At 62.9% G+C, this 20,014-nt stretch carries 15 protein-coding genes; 13 read left to right on the top strand and 2 right to left on the bottom strand.

Annotation, left to right across the window (positions count from 1 at the left end; translation table 11 throughout):
• Window positions 1-177: 177 nt before the first annotated feature.
• The 4 genes from QQL85_RS06250 to QQL85_RS06235 all read left to right on the top strand — a co-directional run bounded on the left by QQL85_RS06250 (window position 178) and on the right by QQL85_RS06235 (window position 2,839).
• Window positions 178-1,188, top strand: a complete 1,011-nt coding sequence (locus QQL85_RS06250; RefSeq protein WP_003249230.1) for a class 1 fructose-bisphosphatase — start codon at window positions 178-180, stop codon at window positions 1,186-1,188.
• 3 nt (window positions 1,189-1,191) lie between these two features.
• Window positions 1,192-1,788, top strand: coding sequence for a DUF924 family protein (locus tag QQL85_RS06245; RefSeq protein ID WP_284353163.1), 597 nt, complete (start codon window positions 1,192-1,194; stop codon window positions 1,786-1,788).
• A 227-nt stretch (window positions 1,789-2,015) separates the two neighbouring features.
• Window positions 2,016-2,270, top strand: coding sequence for an outer membrane protein assembly factor BamE domain-containing protein (gene bamE / locus QQL85_RS06240; RefSeq protein WP_266029090.1), 255 nt, complete (start codon window positions 2,016-2,018; stop codon window positions 2,268-2,270).
• Entirely contained in the window at window positions 2,267-2,839 is a 573-nt protein-coding gene (locus QQL85_RS06235; RefSeq protein ID WP_284353164.1) for a lipocalin family protein, read from the top strand. The genes bamE and QQL85_RS06235 overlap by 4 nt, the downstream gene beginning before the upstream one ends.
• A 32-nt stretch (window positions 2,840-2,871) precedes the next feature.
• Here the strand turns inward: QQL85_RS06235 and QQL85_RS06230 are convergent, their stop codons facing one another.
• Entirely contained in the window at window positions 2,872-4,236 is a 1,365-nt protein-coding gene (locus QQL85_RS06230; RefSeq protein WP_284353165.1) for a formimidoylglutamate deiminase, read from the bottom strand.
• Between the two features lie 142 nt (window positions 4,237-4,378).
• On the opposite strand from QQL85_RS06230, the gene hutC reads away from it, so the two are divergent.
• From hutC to hutG, 7 genes are all read left to right on the top strand, one after another.
• The gene (hutC, locus tag QQL85_RS06225; RefSeq protein ID WP_284353460.1) at window positions 4,379-5,089 is read left to right on the top strand and encodes a histidine utilization repressor; all 711 of its coding nucleotides are present in this window, start codon (window positions 4,379-4,381) and stop codon (window positions 5,087-5,089) included.
• Complete coding sequence (locus QQL85_RS06220) at window positions 5,086-5,658, top strand: HutD/Ves family protein (RefSeq protein WP_284353166.1); 573 nt, start codon at window positions 5,086-5,088, stop codon at window positions 5,656-5,658. Before hutC ends, QQL85_RS06220 begins: the two co-directional genes overlap by 4 nt.
• 247 nt (window positions 5,659-5,905) lie before the next feature.
• On the top strand, window positions 5,906-7,579 hold the full coding sequence (gene hutU, locus QQL85_RS06215; RefSeq protein WP_284353167.1) for a urocanate hydratase: 1,674 nt from the start codon (window positions 5,906-5,908) through the stop codon (window positions 7,577-7,579).
• A 108-nt stretch (window positions 7,580-7,687) separates the two neighbouring features.
• Window positions 7,688-9,220 carry a histidine ammonia-lyase gene (hutH, locus tag QQL85_RS06210; protein WP_284353168.1) on the top strand — a complete coding sequence of 511 codons (1,533 nt, stop codon included), beginning with the start codon at window positions 7,688-7,690 and terminating at the stop codon, window positions 9,218-9,220.
• 169 nt (window positions 9,221-9,389) lie between these two features.
• Window positions 9,390-10,793 carry an amino acid permease gene (locus QQL85_RS06205; protein WP_284353169.1) on the top strand — a complete coding sequence of 468 codons (1,404 nt, stop codon included), beginning with the start codon at window positions 9,390-9,392 and terminating at the stop codon, window positions 10,791-10,793.
• 15 nt (window positions 10,794-10,808) lie between these two features.
• Window positions 10,809-12,014: an imidazolonepropionase gene (gene hutI / locus QQL85_RS06200; RefSeq protein ID WP_284353170.1), complete on the top strand. Its 1,206-nt coding sequence runs from the start codon at window positions 10,809-10,811 to the stop codon at window positions 12,012-12,014.
• Between the two features lie 10 nt (window positions 12,015-12,024).
• Window positions 12,025-12,828: an N-formylglutamate deformylase gene (gene hutG / locus QQL85_RS06195; protein ID WP_284353171.1), complete on the top strand. Its 804-nt coding sequence runs from the start codon at window positions 12,025-12,027 to the stop codon at window positions 12,826-12,828.
• A 43-nt stretch (window positions 12,829-12,871) separates the two neighbouring features.
• On the opposite strand, the gene QQL85_RS06190 is transcribed toward hutG, so the two are convergent.
• On the bottom strand, window positions 12,872-18,400 hold the full coding sequence (locus tag QQL85_RS06190; protein ID WP_284353172.1) for a dermonecrotic toxin domain-containing protein: 5,529 nt from the start codon (window positions 18,398-18,400) through the stop codon (window positions 12,872-12,874).
• 171 nt (window positions 18,401-18,571) lie between these two features.
• Between QQL85_RS06190 and pip the strand changes: the two genes are divergently transcribed.
• Together pip and dtd are read left to right on the top strand one after the other, a co-directional pair.
• Entirely contained in the window at window positions 18,572-19,543 is a 972-nt protein-coding gene (gene pip, locus QQL85_RS06185) for a prolyl aminopeptidase (RefSeq protein ID WP_060500625.1), read from the top strand.
• Window positions 19,540-19,977: a D-aminoacyl-tRNA deacylase gene (gene dtd / locus QQL85_RS06180; RefSeq protein ID WP_019098637.1), complete on the top strand. Its 438-nt coding sequence runs from the start codon at window positions 19,540-19,542 to the stop codon at window positions 19,975-19,977. Before pip ends, dtd begins: the two co-directional genes overlap by 4 nt.
• Window positions 19,978-20,014: the final 37 nt, after the last annotated feature.

Below are 20,014 nucleotides of genomic sequence, written 5' to 3'. Positions count from 1 at the left end.
CTTGCCCCGCGAATGGACTGCAAAGCAGGCCCACTCGACAGCCGGCCTGGCGCTGGCTGAACTAGCGACCTATTGTGCCGTCAGAGAGCCGTGGCGAGTCTCATCACTCGCTAGCCTGCAACTCTCCCTGTAAACTGCGGGGGTTTTTCATCCCCCCCAATCCGTTCGGAGCCATACATGTCCCGCGTTACCCTGAGTCGCTATCTGATTGAGCAGACCCGCAGCAACAATACCCCTGCCGATCTGCGCTTCCTGATCGAAGTGGTGGCGCGTGCGTGCAAGGAAATCAGCCATCACGTGTCCAAAGGCGCCCTCGGTGGTGTGTTGGGCAGCATGGGCACTGAAAACGTGCAGGGCGAAGTCCAGAAGAAACTGGACGTGATTTCCAACGATATCCTGCTGGAAGCCAACGAGTGGGGCGGCCACCTGGCCGGCATGGCTTCCGAAGAAATGGACAACGCCTACCAGATCCCGGGCAAATACCCGAAAGGCGCTTACCTGCTGGTCTTCGACCCGCTGGACGGTTCGTCGAACATCGACGTCAACGTCTCGGTCGGCACCATCTTCTCGGTGCTGCGTTGCCCTAACCAATACCTGAGCCAGAACGAAAGCCTCAACGAAGAAGCCTTCCTGCAGCCAGGCACCGAGCAAGTCGCCGCCGGTTACGCCATCTATGGCCCGCAGACCATGCTGATCCTCACCCTGGGCAATGGCGTCAAGGGCTTCACCCTGGACCGCGAACTGGGCAGCTTCGTGCTCACCCACGAAAACATTCGCGTGCCGGAAACCACCGCCGAGTTCGCCATCAACATGTCCAACCAGCGCCACTGGGAAGCCCCGGTGCAACGCTATGTAGGCGAACTGCTGGCCGGCGAAACCGGTCCGCTGAAAAAGAACTACAACATGCGCTGGATCGCCTCGATGGTGGCCGACGTGCACCGCATCCTGACCCGTGGCGGCCTGTTCATGTACCCGCGTGATGCCCGCGAGCCAAGCAAGCCGGGCAAGTTGCGCCTGATGTACGAAGCCAACCCGATGTCGTTCATCATCGAACAGGCCGGCGGCGCCTCCACCAACGGTTACGATCGCATCCTCGACATCAAGCCAGAAAGCCTGCACCAGCGCGTGTCGGTCATTCTCGGCTCGAAGGAAGAGGTCGAGCGCGTTACCGCCTATCACAAGGAGTAAGTCATGCTCGCACCTTGGCAGCCGTTGCTGGAGTGGTGGTTCGGTTGGGGCACCAGTCCCCAGGCCGTGGCTGACGAGAAGAGCACGCTGTGGTTTGGCAAGCATCACGATGCCGAAGCCCAAGCGCTGTTTGGCGACCTGGTCGAGCAGGCCCTGGCGGGCGGGCTCGACGAGTGGCAGCAAAGCCCGCAGGGCTGGCTGGGCCTGCTGATTCTGCTGGACCAGTTGCCGCGCATGATCTATCGCGACGCGCCGCGTGCCTTCGAGGGCGACCGGCGAGCCCAGGTCGTGGCCATGCAGGGCCTGCAGAAGGGCTGGGACTATCAGCTGCTGCCGATCCAGCGGGTGTTCGTGCTGCTGGTGCTGGAGCATGCCGAGGTGCTGGACTGGCAGAACCTGTGCGTCGAGCGCTATCAGGTGTTGCTTGAAGAGCAGCCTGAAGCCAACCGCCGGTTGTTCGAAGGTTTCCTCGACTATGCCGAGCAGCATCAACGGGTGATTGCCCGGTTCGGGCGCTTCCCGCATCGCAACCTGTTGCTGGAACGGCCAAGCACCAGTGAAGAGATGGACTTTTTGCTGGAGCCTGGGTCCAGGTTCTGAGGCCCAAAGGGCTTGCTGCACAGGCCATCGCGACGCAAGGCCGCTCCCACTGGGAGCGGCCTTTTTTATTGGGGGATGACTATTACTTTGTGATTAGTCGCACAGTAATGGCCACCCGACCAATGGTGTAGGTGCAAAGGGGGTGGGGTAGGGAACCCGGGAGGGATTTTTGCGTCGAAGGTCACTGCAGGCCACTCGCCTGTATCCCCTCTCCAGGAGTGTCCTTCATGTCGTTGCGTTCCCTCGCCCTGTTGTCGCTGTGCGTCTTCCTGACTGCCTGCAGCAAGATCAACCAGGAAAACTATTCCAAGATCAAGGCCGGTATGAACAAGGCCGAGGTCGAGCAGCTGCTTGGCACGCCGACCGAGTGCTCTGGCGCGCTGGGCATGAGCAGCTGCACCTGGGGGGACGAGAAGAGCTTCATCAGCGTTCAGTACGCGGCTGACAAGGTGCTGATGTATTCAGGGCAGGGTCTCAAATGAGGCGTGTGTACCTGCTGATGGGGGTGTGCCTGGCGCTGCTGCTGGGCGGTTGTGCAGGCTCCGTGCATGACCCGCTGGCGCCGAAAACCGCCGGTAATGTCGACCTCAAGCGCTACCAGGGCAAATGGTTCGAGCTGGCGCGCCTGCCCATGCGTTACCAGACCGGCTGCGAACAGTCAGAGGCGCACTACAACCTCAAGCCTGATGGCACCTTTGGCGTGCTCAACCGCTGCCGCACCATGGGTGATGAGTGGCTGCGTGCCGAGGGGCACGCCAGCATTCAGGAGCCTGGGCATACCGACAAGCTGTGGGTCGAGTTCGATAACTGGTTCACCAAGCTGGTGCCGGGCGTGGCTCGGGGCGAGTACTGGATTCTTTACGTGGACGATCGCTACCAGACGGCAGTAGTCGGCAGCCCGGATCGCAAGCACTTGTGGATTCTGTCGCGTACGCCGATATTGCCGGCGTGGGAGCGCGAGAACCTGCTGTCCAAGGCACGGCAGCAGGGGTATGACACCAGCCGGTTGATCTGGCGGGCTTCCGACCAGCAAATAGTAAAAATGCACTGATTTTTTGGGGCTGCTTTGCAGCCCCAGTACACTCAACCTAAAAGCTGTCGCAACACCCCGGCAAACGCTCGCGCGCTTTCCTCTTCCTGTGCATGCCTCCCCTGGCGCACCACCCACTGCCCATTCACCATCACATCGCGCACCTGGCGATCGCCACCCGCAAACAGCCAGCGGTTGAGAATGGCATCGCCGTCGGCCAAGGCGATGTAAGGGTCCTGCCCGTCGAGCACCAGCCAGTCGGCACGCTTGCCCACGGCCAGTTCCCCAACCCCTTGCCCCAGCGCCTGCGCACCGCCTGCCAGTGCCGCGTCATACAACGTGCGTCCGACCATCGGCTGGTCGCCGCGGTACAGGCGGTTGCGCCGCTGGTCACGCAGTCGCTGGCCATATTCCAGCCAGCGCAATTCTTCCACCACGCTCAGCGACACATGGCTGTCCGAACCAATGCCCATGCGTCCGCCCTGGGCCAGGAAGTCCACCGCCGGGAATATCCCGTCGCCCAGGTTGGCCTCGGTCGTCAGGCACAGCCCGGCCACCGCGCCGCTGCGGGCCATGGCGGTGACCTCATCCGGTTCTGCATGGGTGGCATGCACCAGGCACCAGCGACGGTCCACATCCACATGCTCGTACAGCCATTGCAGCGGGCGCAGGCCGCTCCAGGCCAGGCAGTCGTCCACTTCCTTCTGCTGCTCGGCGATATGGATGTGCACGGGGCATTGCTTGTCGCTGGCCGCCAGCACTTCAGCAATCTGCCCAGGCGTTACCGCTCGCAACGAGTGGAAGCACAGGCCTAGTTGCTGCGCAGATTGTGCCGCCAGCACCGGCGCCAGTTGCGCCTGAAGTTGCAGGTAACCCTCGGTGGAGTTGATGAATCGCCGTTGCCCTTCGTTCGGCGCCTGGCCGCCAAACCCGGCGTGGCTGTAGAGCACCGGCAGCAAGGTCAGGCCAATGCCGCTGTCGGCCGCAGCCGCGCTGATACGGCGGGAGAGTTCGGCCGGGTCGGCGTAGGCCTTGCCGGCGTTGTCGTGATGCACATAATGGAATTCGGCCACCGAGGTGTAGCCGGCCTTGAGCATCTCGATGTACAGCTGGTGGGCGATGACCTGCAGTTGGTCCGGGGTAATCTGCCCGACCAGGCGGTACATCAGGTCGCGCCAGGTCCAGAAACTGTCGTTGGGGTTGCCGGCGACTTCCGCCAGGCCCGCCATGGCGCGCTGGAAAGCATGCGAGTGCAAGTTGGGCATGCCGGGCAGCAGCGGGCCGGCCAGGCGCTCGGCGCCTTCGGCCGAAGCGCCGGGCTCGATGCGGGCCACATGGCCATCACTGGCGACCTCGATACGGACATGGCTGGCCCAGCCCGTTGGCAGCAGGGCGCGTTCGGCGAAGTAGGCGGACATCGGTGAAATCCTGTTATTGTTAACTTGTATATACATATACAGGCGTTTGCCTGCCGGGTAAACTGCGGCAAGCTACCGCTCATTCCATTGCAAAGGACTCAACGCCGTGCCGACACCTCCTGTCTCCGCGCTGGTTGCCCAGATGGGCGAGGGCCCGGCGCCGCTGTATGCCCGGGTCAAACAAATGATCATCCAGCAGATCGACAACGGCAGCTGGCCGCCACACCACCGGGTTCCCTCGGAGAGCGAACTGGTCAGCGAGCTGGGCTTCAGCCGCATGACCATCAACCGCGCCCTGCGCGAGCTCACGGCTGAAGGCCTGCTGGTGCGCATGCAAGGCGTGGGTACCTTCGTGGCTGAGCCCAAGGGCCGTTCGGCGTTGTTCGAAGTCAACAACATTGCTGACGAAATTGCCGCGCGTGGCCACCAGCATAGCTGTCAGGTGATCACCCTTACCGAGGAAGCAGCCGGTTCTGAGCGGGCCCTGGCTCTGGACATGCGTGAGGGCCAGCGGGTGTTCCACTCGTTGATTGTGCATTTCGAGAACGGCGTGCCGGTGCAAATCGAGGATCGCTACGTCAACGCGGCCATTGCACCTGATTACCTCAAGCAGGATTTCACCCGGCAGACGCCTTATGCCTACCTGTCCCAGGTGGCGCCGCTGACCGAGGGTGAACATGTGGTTGAAGCAATTCTGGCCGAGCCGGAAGAATGCACCCTGTTGCAGATCGAGCGGGGCGAACCTTGCCTGCTGATCCGCCGTCGTACCTGGTCCGGCCGCCAGCCGGTGACCGCTGCACGGCTGATCCACCCCGGTTCCCGTCATCGCCTGGAAGGACGTTTTAGTAAATGAGCCAGTTGCAGTGGTTGCGCGCGCAGGATTACCCGCGCATGCCGTGGAAGAATGGTGGTGGTTTCACCGAGGAAATTACGCGCGACAGTGGTGAAGGACTGGACGGCTTTGGCTGGCGTTTGTCGATTGCCGACATCGAGGAGTCTGGCGGCTTTTCCACCTTCGCCGGCTACCAGCGGATCATCACTGTGCTGCAGGGTGATGGCATGCGCCTGTCGGTCGATGGCCATGCCAGCCGGCCGTTGTTGCCGCTCGATGCTTTTGCCTTCAGCGGCGAAAGCCAGGTCAGTTGCAAGTTACTGGGCGGGCCGATCCGTGATTTCAACCTGATTTATTCACCGCAGCGGTATCGGGCGCGGTTGCAGTGGTTTGACGGCACCAGCCGGTTGTACAGCTCGGCGTCGACGGTGATGTTGTTCGCGGCCAGCAATCAGGTGGAAGTGACCATGGCGGGGCGTGAGACCCAGCGATTAGGGTTGTATGACTGCCTGCGGCTCGAAGGAAATGACGAATTGCTTGGGCTGGAGGTTCAAGGGCGGTTCTGCCTGATCGAACTCATTTCACGTTGAAATAGCCGGGCCCTGTGGGGGCGGGTTCACCCGCGAACACCGGCGAAGCCGGTGCCAGGCACTGTGTTGACGTCTTCGCGGGTAAACCCGCTCCCACAAGGGCCGCTTTAGCGGCCCTGTTTTTTTCAGCCATTCAGCGCACAGGTCCAATTATTTTGGTTGTCCATGCTTGTACATACAAGTAAAGGTGTGTTTGTATATTGACCACGACATACCCGCCCGCGGACGACCGCAGAGGACCTTTCCCGTGACCGACAACAACAAATACCGTGACGTTGAAATCCGTGCCCCACGTGGCAACAAGCTGACCGCCAAAAGCTGGCTGACCGAAGCGCCACTGCGCATGCTGATGAACAACCTCGACCCGCAGGTCGCGGAAAACCCGAAAGAGCTGGTGGTGTACGGCGGTATCGGCCGCGCCGCCCGTAACTGGGCCTGCTACGACAAGATCGTCGAAACCCTGACCCGACTGGAAGACGACGAAACCCTGCTGGTGCAGTCGGGCAAGCCGGTCGGTGTGTTCAAGACCCACAGCAACGCCCCGCGCGTGCTGATCGCCAACTCCAACCTGGTGCCGCACTGGGCCAACTGGGAACACTTCAACGAACTGGATGCCAAGGGCCTGGCCATGTACGGTCAGATGACCGCCGGCAGCTGGATCTACATCGGCAGCCAGGGCATCGTCCAGGGCACCTACGAAACCTTCGTCGAAGCCGGTCGCCAGCACTACGGCGGCAGCCTGAAAGGCAAGTGGGTACTCACCGCTGGCCTGGGCGGCATGGGTGGCGCTCAGCCACTGGCCGCCACCCTGGCCGGCGCCTGCTCGCTGAACATCGAATGCCAGCAGAGCCGCATCGACTTCCGCCTGGAAACCCGTTACGTCGACGAGCAGGCCACTGACCTCGACGACGCCCTGGCACGCATCGCCAAGTACACCGCCGAAGGCAAGGCCATCTCCATCGCCCTGCACGGCAACGCTGCCGAAATCCTGCCAGAGCTGGTCAAGCGTGGCGTGCGCCCGGACATGGTCACTGACCAGACCAGCGCCCATGACCCACTGAACGGCTACCTGCCTGCCGGCTGGACCTGGGAGCAGTACCGCGACCGCGCGCAGACTGAACCGGCTGCAGTGGTCAAGGCCGCCAAGCAGTCGATGGCCGTCCATGTACAAGCCATGCTGGACTTCCAGAAGCAGGGCATCCCGACCTTCGACTACGGCAACAACATTCGCCAGATGGCCAAGGAAGAGGGCGTGGCCAATGCCTTCGACTTCCCAGGCTTCGTTCCGGCCTACATCCGTCCGCTGTTCTGCCGTGGCGTTGGTCCGTTCCGCTGGGCGGCGCTGTCTGGCGAGGCCGAGGACATCTACAAGACCGACGCCAAGGTCAAGGAGCTGATCCCCGACGACGCCCACCTGCACCGCTGGCTGGACATGGCCCGCGAGCGCATCAGCTTCCAGGGCCTGCCGGCACGTATCTGCTGGGTTGGCCTGGGACTGCGCGCCAAGCTGGGCCTGGCGTTCAACGAAATGGTCCGCAGCGGTGAGCTGTCGGCGCCGGTCGTGATCGGCCGTGACCACCTGGACTCGGGTTCGGTCTCCAGCCCCAACCGTGAAACCGAAGCCATGCGTGATGGCTCGGACGCTGTTTCCGACTGGCCGCTGCTCAACGCCTTGCTGAACACCGCAGGCGGCGCCACCTGGGTGTCGCTGCACCATGGCGGCGGCGTAGGCATGGGCTTCTCCCAGCACTCGGGCATGGTCATCGTCTGCGACGGTACCGATGAAGCCGCCGAGCGTATCGCCCGTGTGCTGACCAACGACCCAGGGACTGGCGTGATGCGCCACGCCGATGCCGGTTACGACATCGCCATCGACTGCGCCAAGGAGCAGGGCCTGGACCTGCCGATGATCTCTGGCTGATCGCCACGCTTTGGATCGCACCCCACAAGGGGTGATACTGAACAACAAGAAGGAGCGCGCAGGCACCCATTCACGGGCCTGCGGCTCCACGCGATTTGGAGTAGTAACGTGACCGAACTCACCCTCAAGCCTGGCACCCTGACCCTGGCCCAGCTGCGCGTGATCCACGCCGCGCCCGTGCGCCTGCAACTGGATGCCAGCGCCGCGCCGGCCATCGACGCCAGCGTTGCCTGTGTCGAGAAAATCATTGCCGAAGACCGTACCGCCTACGGCATCAACACCGGTTTCGGCCTGCTGGCTTCGACCCGCATCGCCAGCCACGACCTGGAAAACCTGCAGCGCTCGCTGGTGCTGTCCCACGCCGCCGGTGTCGGCGCGCCGCTGGATGACGACCTGGTACGTCTGATCATGGTGCTGAAAATCAACAGCCTCAGCCGTGGTTTCTCAGGCATTCGCCGCAAAGTCATCGACGCGCTGATTGCCCTGGTCAACGCCGAAGTCTACCCGCACATCCCGCTGAAAGGCTCGGTGGGTGCGTCCGGCGACCTGGCGCCGCTGGCGCACATGTCGCTGGTGCTGCTGGGCGAAGGCAAGGCCCGCTACAAGGGCCAGTGGCTGTCGGCCACCGAAGCCCTGGCGGTTGCCGGCCTCGAACCGCTGACCCTGGCTGCCAAAGAGGGCCTGGCCCTGCTCAACGGTACCCAGGCGTCCACCGCCTACGCCCTGCGTGGCCTGTTCCAGGCCGAAGACTTGTACGCTGCGGCCATCGCTTGCGGCGGCCTGAGCGTCGAAGCCGTGCTGGGCTCGCGTTCGCCGTTCGATGCGCGTATCCATGAAGCGCGTGGCCAACGCGGCCAGATCGACACCGCCGCCTGCTTCCGCGACCTGCTGGGCGACTCCAGCGAAGTGTCGCTGTCGCACAAGAACTGCGACAAGGTCCAGGACCCGTACTCGCTGCGCTGCCAGCCGCAGGTCATGGGCGCGTGCCTGACCCAACTGCGCCAGGCCGCCGAGGTCCTGGGCATCGAAGCCAACGCCGTGTCGGACAACCCGCTGGTGTTCGCCGCCGAAGGTGACGTGATCTCCGGTGGTAACTTCCATGCCGAACCTGTGGCCATGGCTGCCGATAACCTCGCGCTGGCCATTGCTGAAATCGGCTCGCTCAGCGAGCGTCGCATCTCGCTGATGATGGACAAGCACATGTCCCAGCTGCCGCCGTTCCTGGTGGAAAACGGCGGGGTCAACTCCGGCTTCATGATCGCCCAGGTGACCGCCGCCGCCTTGGCCAGCGAAAACAAAGCCCTGTCGCACCCGCACAGCGTCGACAGCCTGCCGACCTCGGCCAACCAGGAAGACCATGTGTCGATGGCCCCCGCTGCCGGCAAGCGCCTGTGGGAAATGGCTGAAAACACGCGTGGCGTGCTGGCCATCGAATGGCTGGGCGCCTGCCAGGGCCTCGACCTGCGCAAGGGCCTCAAGACCTCGGCCAAGCTGGAGCAGGCGCGCAAGGCGCTGCGCAGCGAAGTGGCGCACTACGACCGTGACCGCTTCTTCGCGCCAGACATCGAAAAGGCTGTGGAACTGTTGGCCAAGGGTAGCCTGACCGGTTTGCTGCCGGCGGGTGTGCTGCCAAGCCTGTAATGCCCCTTGGGGCCGCGATGCGGCCCATTCGCGGGACAAGCCCGCTCCTACAGGAGTACCAAAGGTTTCAGACCTGTGCGGTACCTGTGGGAGCGGGCTTGTCCCGCGAAAGGGCTGCAAGGCAGCCCCTCCTGATCTCACGACCACAAAAACAATTTAAGGACGTGACATGCAACAAGCTCAAGGTCTCAAGCGCGGGCTAAGTGCCCGCCATATCCGTTTCATGGCCCTCGGTTCCGCCATCGGTACCGGGCTGTTCTACGGCTCTGCCTCGGCCATCCAGATGGCCGGCCCGGCCGTGCTGCTGGCCTACCTGATCGGTGGCGCCGCCGTGTTCATGGTCATGCGCGCCCTTGGCGAAATGGCCGTGCACAATCCGGTGGCCGGCTCCTTCGGCCACTACGCCAGCACCTACCTCGGCCCCATGGCCGGCTTCATCCTCGGCTGGACCTACGCCTTCGAGATGGTCATCGTCGCCATCGCAGACGTGACCGCTTTCGGTATCTACATGGGCTTCTGGTTCCCGGAGGTGGCCCGCTGGATCTGGGTACTGGGCATCGTCTTCCTGATCGGCGGCCTCAACTTGTGCAACGTCAAGGTGTTCGGCGAGATGGAATTCTGGCTGTCGCTGCTCAAGGTCGGCGCCATCGTGGCGATGATCCTGGCCGGCCTCGGCATCATGGCCTTCGGCTTCAGCCAGGTGGGTACCGGGCATGCGGTGGGTGTGAGCAACCTGTTCGACCACGGTGGCTTCATGCCCAATGGTGTGGGCGGCCTGATCGCTTCCTTTGCGGTGGTGATGTTCGCCTTCGGTGGCATCGAAATCATCGGCGTCACCGCCGGTGAAGCCAAGGACCCGCAGCGCGTCATCCCCAAGGCGATCAACGCCGTACCTCTGCGTATCCTGCTGTTCTATGTGCTCACCCTGTTCGTGCTCATGTGCCTGTACCCATGGCCGCAGATCGGCAGCGAAGGCAGCCCGTTCGTGCAGATCTTCAGCAACCTGGGCATTGGCTCTGCCGCCGCCGTGCTGAACGTCGTGGTGATTTCCGCCGCCATCTCGGCCATCAACAGCGACATCTTCGGCGCTGGCCGCATGATGTATGGCCTGGCCCAGCAGGGCCATGCGCCACGCAGCTTCGGCAAGTTGTCGAAACATGGCGTGCCGTGGATGACCGTAGTGGTGATGGGGGCGGCGCTGCTGATCGGCGTGCTGCTCAACTACCTGATCCCGGAAAACGTGTTCCTGCTGATCGCTTCCATCGCCACCTTCGCCACCGTGTGGGTGTGGCTGATGATCCTGCTCACTCAGGTGGCCATGCGTCGCAGCATGAGCCGCGAAGAAGTGGCCCAGCTCAAGTTCCCGGTACCGTTCTGGCCCTACGGCCCGGCCATGGCCATTGCGTTCATGGTGTTCATCTTTGGTGTGCTCGGCTACTTCCCGGACACCCAGGCGGCATTGATCGTCGGTGTGGTCTGGGTGGTGTTCCTGGTGGCGTCCTACCTGCTGTGGTGCAAGCCACGCGCAGGGCAGGGCAAGCCCGCAGCAGAGCCCGTCGAGCTGCACCGCTAGCAAAGGAGATTGTGCATGAGAACCCTCTGGCAGCATTGCCATGTGGCAACCATGGCCGAGGGCCGTTACTCGGCCATCGAGGACGCGGCCATCGTCACCCGCGCCGGGCTGATCGAGTGGATCGGCCCACGCGCCGAGCTGGCGCCGGTCGACGCTGACCGCACGGTGGACCTGGGCGGCGCCTGGGTCACCCCGGGGCTGATCGACTGCCACACCCACGCGGTGTTCGGTGGCAACCGCAGCGGCGAGTTCGAGCAGCGTCTGCAAGGCGTGAGCTATGCCGAAATCGCCGCGCAGGGCGGCGGTATCGCCAGCACCGTGCGGGCCACCCGCGCGGCCAGCGAAGACGAGCTGTTCGCCAGTGCACGCCAGCGGGTGCAGGCGCTGATGCGCGATGGCGTGACCACGATCGAGGTCAAATCCGGCTATGGCCTGGACCTGGCCAACGAGCGCAAGATGCTGCGCGTGGCCCGGCGCCTGGCCGACGAGCTTCCGCTGGCGGTGCGCGCCACTTGCCTGGCCGCGCACGCCCTGCCGCCGGAGTACGCCGGCCGGGCCGACGACTACATCGCGCACATCTGTGACGAAATGCTGCCGGCCCTGGCTGCCGAGGGCTTGGTGGACGCGGTGGATGCCTTCTGCGAACACCTGGCGTTCTCCCCGGCTCAGGTCGAGCGGCTGTTCATCAAGGCGCGCGAGCTGGGCCTGCCGGTCAAGCTGCACGCTGAACAGCTGTCGTCGCTGCACGGCTCCAGCCTGGCCGCGCGTTACCAGGCGCTGTCGGCTGACCACCTGGAGTTCATGACCGAGGAAGACGCCATCGCCATGGCCGCCGCTGGCACCGTTGCCGTGCTGCTGCCAGGCGCCTTCTACTTCCTGCGCGAAACCCAGTTGCCGCCCATGGATGCACTGCGTCGCCATGCGGTGAAAATTGCCTTGGCCAGCGACCTCAACCCCGGCACGTCGCCAGGGCTGTCGCTACGGCTGATGCTGAACATGGGCTGCACCTGTTTCCGCATGACCCCTGAAGAAGCCTTGGCTGGCGTTACGGTTCATGCTGCCACGGCACTGGGCCTGGGCGACAGCCACGGCTCGCTGGAAGTGGGCAAGGTGGCCGACTTCGTCGCCTGGCAAATCGAACGCCCTGCCGACCTGGCCTACTGGCTGGGTGGTGACCTGCCCAAGCGCGTGGTGCGCAAGGGCAACGAAATCTCCAATTGAGCGAGGCACGATGGACAAGGTACTGAGTTTTCACCAAGGCCACCTGCCGCTGCTGATCAGCATGCCGCACGCCGGCCTGGGCCTGAGCAACGCGGTGCGCGACGGCCTGGTCGATGAGGCGCGCAGCTTGCCGGACACCGACTGGCACATCCCCCGGTTGTACGACTTTGCCCGCGACATGGGGGCCAGCGTGGTCGCGGCGGAGTATTCGCGTTTCGTCATCGACCTCAACCGCCCGGATGACGACAAGCCGTTGTATGCCGGCGCTACCACTGGCCTGTATCCGGCCACGTTGTTCGAGGGCGAGCCGCTGTTCATGGATGGGCTGGAGCCCTCAGGCGAAGAACGCAAAGGCTACCTGGAGCAAATCTGGCGTCCCTACCATGGCACGATCCGCAGCGAGCTGGACCGGTTGCGCGAGCAGTTTGGTTACGCCCTGCTGTGGGATGCCCATTCCATTCGTTCGCTGATCCCGCACTTGTTCGACGGCAAGCTGCCGGACTTCAACCTGGGCACTTTCAACGGCGCCAGTTGTGATCCGGCATTGGCTGAGCGGCTGCAAGGCGTGTGCGCCAAGGCGCAAGGTTATAGCCATGTGCTTAATGGCCGCTTCAAAGGCGGGCACATCACCCGGCATTACGGTGACCCGGCCAACCATATCCATGCGGTGCAACTGGAGCTGGCGCAAAGCACCTACATGGAGGAAACCGAGCCGTTTGCGTACCGAGAAGACCTGGCGCAACCGACACAAGCGGTATTGAGGCAGCTTTTGCAAACACTGCTGGCTTGGGGCGCCGCGCGTTACAAGCGTTGAGTGAAAGAGGCGACGCCGATGGCGTCGCCAATCTTCGTAGGGATCAGTTGCTGGATGTCTGCGCAATGGTCAACTCGCGCAGCAGCTCCGCTTCCTCCTGTTCCTTGTCGTGTTGCAAGCCCTTCTGCAACTCCAGCTCTTGCGCAAGCGGGTAGTCGGCACTGGCCAGTTCGAGTACGCGCAGACCGAAGCGAGCCTCTATTTCGTCGAAGCGGTCCGCATACTCGGCACGCAGGCGTGCAGTCCAGTCGCTGTTCGCCAGCATGTAGTCGACCAGTACGTCGCTGCGTTCAATTTTCCGAACCTTTTCCAGCACACTGGAAAGCTCATTGCGCGCCAGGTTCGCAGCACCACGAAAACGCATGCTGTCGGCGATCGGCAGGTCCAGTTCCTTGGCCAGCTCGCGGCGGTAGGCCAGGCGTACCGACACCAGGTCACCTGAACCAGAGCGCTTGTTGGCCAGCAACTCCAGCTGGTCGATCCGAAACAGCTGCAACAAGCGCTGACGCAGCGTTTGCAACGTATCGCCCGCATCGACCAGCAATCGCTGACCCATCAGGTACAGCTCGATATTGTTGAATTCCTGCAAGGCACCATCGTGGCAGGTTTGCGAGCGGGTTTCCGGGTCTGGCAATGCGGCTGCGGCAATGCTTTCCATCACTGGGCGCTCGGTTTCGTTACTTGCCGCCACTACCAGCATCATGCGTACCCGCTCGCAGAAGCTGACGCGTGTGTTTGGGTCCACATACGGCGCGGCATTGTGCAGCCGGCCTACCAGGCGCAACAGGTCGCTGCCTTCCAGCGTTTTCCAGCAGTCCTGGAGTGCTTCGTTCTGCAACTGATTACCAAGCATCCAGTCTTCCAACCTTGGACTATCGTCGCCCAGCAGTGGGAAGTGCGGGTGGTCGAAGTCGAGTGATCCTTCGCTGGACGTATCGACAAGCATGAGGTCGCCCGGGATATCCAAGGCAAATGAGTAACTGTGCTGGCTGTCCGAGAATGTACGCACGCGCAAAATCGTTTCAAGCGGCAAAGGGTTGTCGAACAAGGCGATCGATGAGATCGGCATGGGGTTGTTCAGGTTCGTGAGGATGTGTTCGGGCAACTGGGTGATGCTGTTGGAGCTCAAATCCAGAAGCTCCAGCGGCAGCAGGCTGTCGCACCAGCTTGGCCAGGCTTGCAGGTTCATGTTGGTCAGCGCGAGAGACTGCAGATTGCTGGCCAACCGTGCAGGTACCTGGTTGACAGTGCCCATGCGGTTGCCCGACAAATCGAGCGATGTCAGGTGCTCAAGCCTTGCCAGGGTTTCCAGCATGGCCTGATCGACTTCCAGGCCCATGTTGTGAAATTCCAGGTGCGAGAGTTGCGGGAGGCGTAGCAACGCAGATGTCAGAGAAGAGGTGGCTGCCTGGTGGGCATCGATGTTCAACCGGGTGATGTTGGGGAAGCGGCTGAGCAGGTCATCAAGCTGTGAGGCGGTACCACGCAAACGTGTCAGGCTCATGGCTTGCACGCGTTCGGCAAAAAAGGATGGAAGGCGCCTGGGGAACTGTTCGATGGCTACATCCACGAGTTGCAGGCGAAGGTACTGCTGGCCCTGTTCCTGCTGCTCCCAGAATTCGCTGATGGCGGTTTCGATGCTGTGTCGATCGGCCAGCGCCGCCTGGGTCAGTGGGTTGCTTGAGCTTGAGGCCTGGGACCAGCCATCGATCGCATCACGCATTTGCTGCCGTTCACTGCGAATACGCGCAAGTCTTGCAGTGAGCTCTGGTGGCACATCAACAGCAATGTTGGCCCGCTCGGCCTGCTCCCTCAACAGCAAGCGTTGCAGGTGGTTATCGTTGAGGTTGTTGCCCTGGAGCGAGATCTCCGGCGTGTTGAGCAATGCGTCTGTGTCATTGAGCAAGAACGTGGGTAGCGACCTGAGGTTGTTGTTGCGCAGCGACAGGCGGGCGATACGGCCCAAGGCATCGCTGCCGATCCCGATAGGCCATTGAGCCAGCTGCATGTGGTCCAGCCCCAGATAGTCCAGCGTCAGTTCGTGGAAGCTTGGGCTGTTGTGCTGTGCCAGCCGGTTGCCACTCAGGTCCAGGTGCCTCAGTCGGCGAAGGCCAGCCAACAGGTTCAGGTCGTTTTCGGAGAGTGCGATGTTCTGGTTGGTCAGCACCAGCCTTTGCAGTTCGGGCGCGCTCTCAGTGATGGTGGGGACGCTGAAAAGGAAGGACGAAGGTGTTGCTCTGGGGTCATAAGGCCTGCTGACCTCCAGCGATTCCAGCTGCGGTACCTGCCTGAGCAGGCGTTGCAGCAAGCGCTCGTTCTGGGCCCAGCCTGCAAGGGCTTGAGAGGATAAGTCGAGCAATCTCAGGCAGCGAACGCGCGAACTGAAAAAATCAGGCAGGTTCATCGGAACGTCGGCCAGGGGGACGCGCGTTATCAGTAGCTCCGCCGAGTGCTGAGTATCTTCCAGAGCGGTGTCATACCAGTGCTGCAATATTGCATTGCCCAAGCCTTCATGATCGAGTGCAGCTTGCTCTGTCGCTGGCGTGATGGCTTCGCTCCAGTCCGCCAGCCTGCTTTGCAGCTCATTGCGCTGTTCCAGCAACATTTGCAAATGTTCGAAAATCTGCAAGCGGGTGCGCCCGGGGCTGGCGAGTGCCAGTAGTACCTGATCCGCCGACCGTCCCGTTCGCGCTGGCAGGCCTGTTGCTTCGACTGCGTCGATCAACTGTTGGCGGGTGACGCCTTGCGCAGCTTCGCTTCCACCACTGAGCGGGTAACCCAGGCGGCCATCGGCCAGGCGCATGGGCGAACGGTAGCCAGGACGTACGGGTTGCATACCCAGCACCTCCCTCAAGGATGGGCGGGGCAGCAGGGGGCTTGCTTGTACCAGGCGCTGCAACGCTTGCTGATCGGTGGCCCCCAACTGCGCCATGGCCTTTGGCAGCGCCTCATGCAACGCGGCAAAAAGGTTTGGGTAGGCAGTCACTGCCGTGCTCAGCTGGCGCTCATCGTGGACGATATACCCAGCCCTGGCATGGGTGATGGTTGTGTACGGACGCGCGTCCAGCGGGCCAATGGCATGCTCCTGGGCCGGCCAGGACATGCGTTGGAACACTTGCAGTTTTGTCTCGGCGGGCCAGCCCGGCAGGTGCTGGAGCGTATGCATGATCAGGCGGTCGCTATCCCAGCTTGGCACACAGGACAGGTACAACCCTTCGTACGCGCGGGCCAGGCGGATCTGTTGCTGGTAAAGGCGGATCTCCTCGCCAAGGCGCAAGGGCACCTTGCCGGTGTCGAGCATGTGCAGTTCGCGGGTGCTGGCGCTGCGTGCCAGTTCATCGATGACCGCGGCCGGTAGGGCAGGGTACGCCCGCTGTAGGGCTGCGGCACCCGGCGCCGAGCTGACAGGAAGGCGGGCGTAGGCGCTGGCAAACTCGGCTTGCCAGGTACTGGCGTCGGGCAGGCGGCTGACCGTTTCGTCCAGCTTGAAGCGTTGCATCGTGTCTTCCAGCAAGGCGGGTAGCCGCTGGTTTTCCGCCAAGGCCTTGCGCAGCACGTCTTCTCGCGTGTCGCTGACGGCGATAATGCGCTGCAGCGTCGGGTCGTCGAAATGCGCGTTCAAGTGACCGATTCGGCGCAACAGTGCCATTCCCGACCAGCTCAGCGGCTTGTCCGTAATCTGCAGCCAGGCCCCAGCACCGTTATGCCGTACGGGTGGCCGGTAGCGGCGAGGGTTTTCCGGGTGTTGCAGGCGGTATTCACCTGTTGCTGGCGCCTGCTCGACGAGGTACTGGTTGCCCTCCAGCACCAGCCAGCGCTTGCCCTGGTGGTGCAGCAGGCTGTGTTCGTCCGGCATCAGGTCGTCGGGTAGCACTTGGGAGGTGTGGTACGGCGTAAGGTCGGGCTTCCACAGTCTGCGTTGGCCATCCGGTGTCTCGATGTCGTCCAGCTCTTCGATGAAGGAGGGGGTCTCCACCGGAATACGCTCCACCTCGGGCGCTTCGATTTCGGGCTCCTCCACCCCTGGCCCTGCCTCGGCACCGCCCGTTTCGCCGCTTTTGGCACCTTTCAACCCCTTGGCCGCTGCGCTAAGGGCGGCCATTACCGCCACGTTTTCAATCACATCGATCATGTACCCGTAAGCGGTGTCGCGCTCATCGTTTTCCCACGCTTCGATGCCCTCATACACTTCATGGGCCAGTTGGGCCACGCACACGGCGAGCATCAGCTCACCCAGCCCTGGCACGAAGAAGCCGGCGATGTTCAACGCCGTCAGCACGCGGCCGGCAATCAGTTCCCGGTGCGCCTGGGCAGTACGCCGGTCGACGATTTCGGTCGGTATGGCGTGGTACAGCACATCCATCTCGTGGCGCTGGGCTTTCTGGAACGCCATGACGCCCTGGAAGGCATGGGTGAAGGGCTGTGGGAGCGGGTGCAGGGTGGCATGTGGGGCCGGGACCGGCTCATGCAAGCCGCGTGTACTCCAGCCGAGCGGTGTGAGCCGGTCCTTGAGGCGGGCAAGTATCGGCGCTTTGTCGCGGTCGGCGAGGTGCTTGTCCAGGTAGTGGAGATTGGCGTGAAGCCTGTCGCGCAACCCGTCCTGCAAGGCTTCCCAGGTGGCGAACTCTTTTAGCGGCGTCGTGCTGTCCTCGGGGATGTACAGGGCCATGGCCGGGTGTCCTGCAGTTTGCAGGCTGATGAGCGCAACGCCGGTCAGTTCGGCCTCCCACAGGTTAAGCAGGCTGAACGACACGGGCGAGCTGGCCTGTGGGGCTTGATCAAGCGGCGTGGCAAGGGCAGCGGTGTAAAGCGCCTCGCTGATGTCGCCCTTCAAACGGGCGAAATGCAGGGACTGCCTGTAGGCCGAGACTTCGGCCCGCCCCAGGGTCTCATAAACGGCCAGGGCAGCTTCATCGGCGCTGAGCTGTGCCGTGGCCGCAGGGTAATAGATGGCATGCACCAGCGCATGGTATTTACCGCCGATGTCCAGGGTTCGGCACAGGTCGGCGAAGTCTTCGGCGCCGATCCCGACCGCATTGGTGATCGGGACGGTGCCCATGAAGCGTCGGTGATCGAGGATGACGGATTTCTTCAACAATGCCTTGGGTGCATCCATGCCGTGCTCGGCACGGGCGGCCAGGTCGAAGTTGTGCAAGGCGCTGTGAAGCAGCGAGCGGGTGGCCTGGTTGATCGCCAGGCGAGCATCGCTTGCGTTGGCCGTGTCGATCAGGCGGGCATCGACCAGGTAAGTGTTGCGAACATCCAGGTCCAGCCCGAACCGTTGCGTGATGGCGTCGGTCAGGGCGTTGGCAGCGTAGGTTTCCAGGTCGGGTAGCTGTTCGAACAGTTTCTGCACCTGTGCCTGGTGTTCACGGTGGCGGGCATGCTCCGCCTGCCACGCCTTGGCGATGTCCGGGTGTTGCCGGGTCGCTGTTGCCAGCCAGGCAGGTGCCTGCTGCCAGTTACGCATCGCGCGGTGGGTTTCAGCAGGGGCTTGCCTGAGCCAGGCAGGGAGCCTGCGTTCGATGGTGGCGTAATGAATGCTGGGCGGTGCGGTAAGTGGCGTTGGCATGGAAGGAGCCCTTGCAGGATAGGAGGCGAGGGACTATCGCTGGGCCGCTTGGCCAGCTGGGGGTAGATATGTGTGCCCTGCAAGGTTGGCCGTATCAGCGAGGACGGTGCTGAAAGCGCAATTCAGGTTTATGATGGCCCACGGCCGAATAATCCTCACACGGAGTGCGCAATGCAGACCCTCTACCCGCAGATCAAACCCTACGCCCGGCACGATCTGGCCGTGGAAGCGCCGCATGTGCTGTATGTCGACGAAAGCGGCTCGCCTGAAGGTCTGCCGGTGGTGTTCATCCACGGTGGCCCGGGCGCCGGTTGCGACGCCCAGAGCCGTTGCTACTTCGACCCCACGTTGTATCGCATCATCACCTTCGACCAGCGCGGCTGTGGCCGCTCCACGCCGCACGCGAGCCTGGAGAACAACACCACCTGGCACCTGGTCGAGGACCTGGAGCGCATTCGTGAGCACCTGGGTATCGACAAGTGGGTGCTGTTTGGCGGCTCCTGGGGCTCCACCCTGGCACTGGCCTATGCCCAGACCCACCCCGAACGCGTGCATGGCCTGATCCTGCGTGGCATCTTCCTGTGCCGGCCGCAGGAAATCGAGTGGTTCTACCAGGAAGGCGCCAGCCGAATGTTCCCGGACTACTGGCAGGACTACATCGCGCCGATTCCACCCGAAGAGCGCGGCGACCTGGTCAAGGCCTTCCACAAGCGCTTGACCGGCAATGACCAGATTGCCCAGATGCACGCCGCCAAGGCCTGGTCCACCTGGGAAGGTCGCACTGCCACCCTGCGCCCCAACCCGCTGGTGGTCGATCGTTTCTCCGAGCCGCAACGTGCGCTGTCGATCGCCCGCATCGAGTGCCACTACTTCATGAACAATGCCTTCCTCGAACCGGACCAGTTGATCCGCGACCTGCCGAAAATCGCCCACTTGCCGGCGGTTATCGTGCACGGTCGCTACGACGTGATCTGCCCGCTGGACAACGCCTGGGCACTGCATCAGGCCTGGCCGAACAGCGAGCTGAAAGTCATCCGCGACGCTGGTCACGCGGCTTCCGAGCCGGGTATTACCGATGCGTTGGTGCGCGCGGCCGACCAGATGGCCCGGCGCCTGCTCGACCTGCCTCTGGAAGAAGCATGAGGGGCCTGCTCCAGCGCGTGCGCGGTGCGCGGGTTGAAGTAGCGGGGGAGGTGGTGGGTGCCATCGACCAGGGTTTGCTGGTGCTGGTGGCCGTCGAGCCTGAAGATTCGCGTGAACAGGCCGATAAGCTGTTGCACAAGCTGTTGAACTACCGTGTGTTCAGCGACGAGCAGGGCAAGATGAACCTGTCGCTCAAGGATGTCGGGGGCGGTTTGTTGCTGGTGTCGCAGTTCACCTTGGCAGCGGACACCCGCAACGGCATGCGCCCGAGCTTTTCGACGGCAGCGCCACCGGCCCTCGGCGCCGAGTTGTTCGACTATCTTTTGCAGCAGGCGAACGCGCAGCACACCGACGTGGCCAGCGGCCGCTTCGGTGCGGACATGCAGGTGCACCTGGTCAATGATGGCCCCGTAACATTTATGTTACAAATGTGAGCTCGAAAAACCCTTTGTTTATAGGAAAACAAGGGGT

Source organism: Pseudomonas putida, from assembly GCF_030159595.1.
GTDB lineage: Bacteria > Pseudomonadota > Gammaproteobacteria > Pseudomonadales > Pseudomonadaceae > Aquipseudomonas > Aquipseudomonas putida_AC.
This window is presented reverse-complemented; position numbering and strand designations above follow the sequence as displayed.

Bases quoted from the DNA above. Each gene is read 5' to 3' on its own strand.
- QQL85_RS06250 (WP_003249230.1), top strand. From the start codon at position 178: ATGTCCCGCGTTACCCTGAGTCGCTATCTGATTGAGCAGACCCGCAGC.
- QQL85_RS06245 (WP_284353163.1), top strand. From the start codon at position 1,192: ATGCTCGCACCTTGGCAGCCGTTGCTGGAGTGGTGGTTCGGTTGGGGC.
- bamE (WP_266029090.1), top strand. From the start codon at position 2,016: ATGTCGTTGCGTTCCCTCGCCCTGTTGTCGCTGTGCGTCTTCCTGACT.
- QQL85_RS06235 (WP_284353164.1), top strand. From the start codon at position 2,267: ATGAGGCGTGTGTACCTGCTGATGGGGGTGTGCCTGGCGCTGCTGCTG.
- QQL85_RS06230 (WP_284353165.1), bottom strand. From the start codon at position 4,236: ATGTCCGCCTACTTCGCCGAACGCGCCCTGCTGCCAACGGGCTGGGCC.
- hutC (WP_284353460.1), top strand. From the start codon at position 4,379: ATGGGCGAGGGCCCGGCGCCGCTGTATGCCCGGGTCAAACAAATGATC.
- QQL85_RS06220 (WP_284353166.1), top strand. From the start codon at position 5,086: ATGAGCCAGTTGCAGTGGTTGCGCGCGCAGGATTACCCGCGCATGCCG.
- QQL85_RS06205 (WP_284353169.1), top strand. From the start codon at position 9,390: ATGCAACAAGCTCAAGGTCTCAAGCGCGGGCTAAGTGCCCGCCATATC.
- hutI (WP_284353170.1), top strand. From the start codon at position 10,809: ATGAGAACCCTCTGGCAGCATTGCCATGTGGCAACCATGGCCGAGGGC.
- hutG (WP_284353171.1), top strand. From the start codon at position 12,025: ATGGACAAGGTACTGAGTTTTCACCAAGGCCACCTGCCGCTGCTGATC.
- QQL85_RS06190 (WP_284353172.1), bottom strand. From the start codon at position 18,400: ATGCCAACGCCACTTACCGCACCGCCCAGCATTCATTACGCCACCATC.
- pip (WP_060500625.1), top strand. From the start codon at position 18,572: ATGCAGACCCTCTACCCGCAGATCAAACCCTACGCCCGGCACGATCTG.
- dtd (WP_019098637.1), top strand. From the start codon at position 19,540: ATGAGGGGCCTGCTCCAGCGCGTGCGCGGTGCGCGGGTTGAAGTAGCG.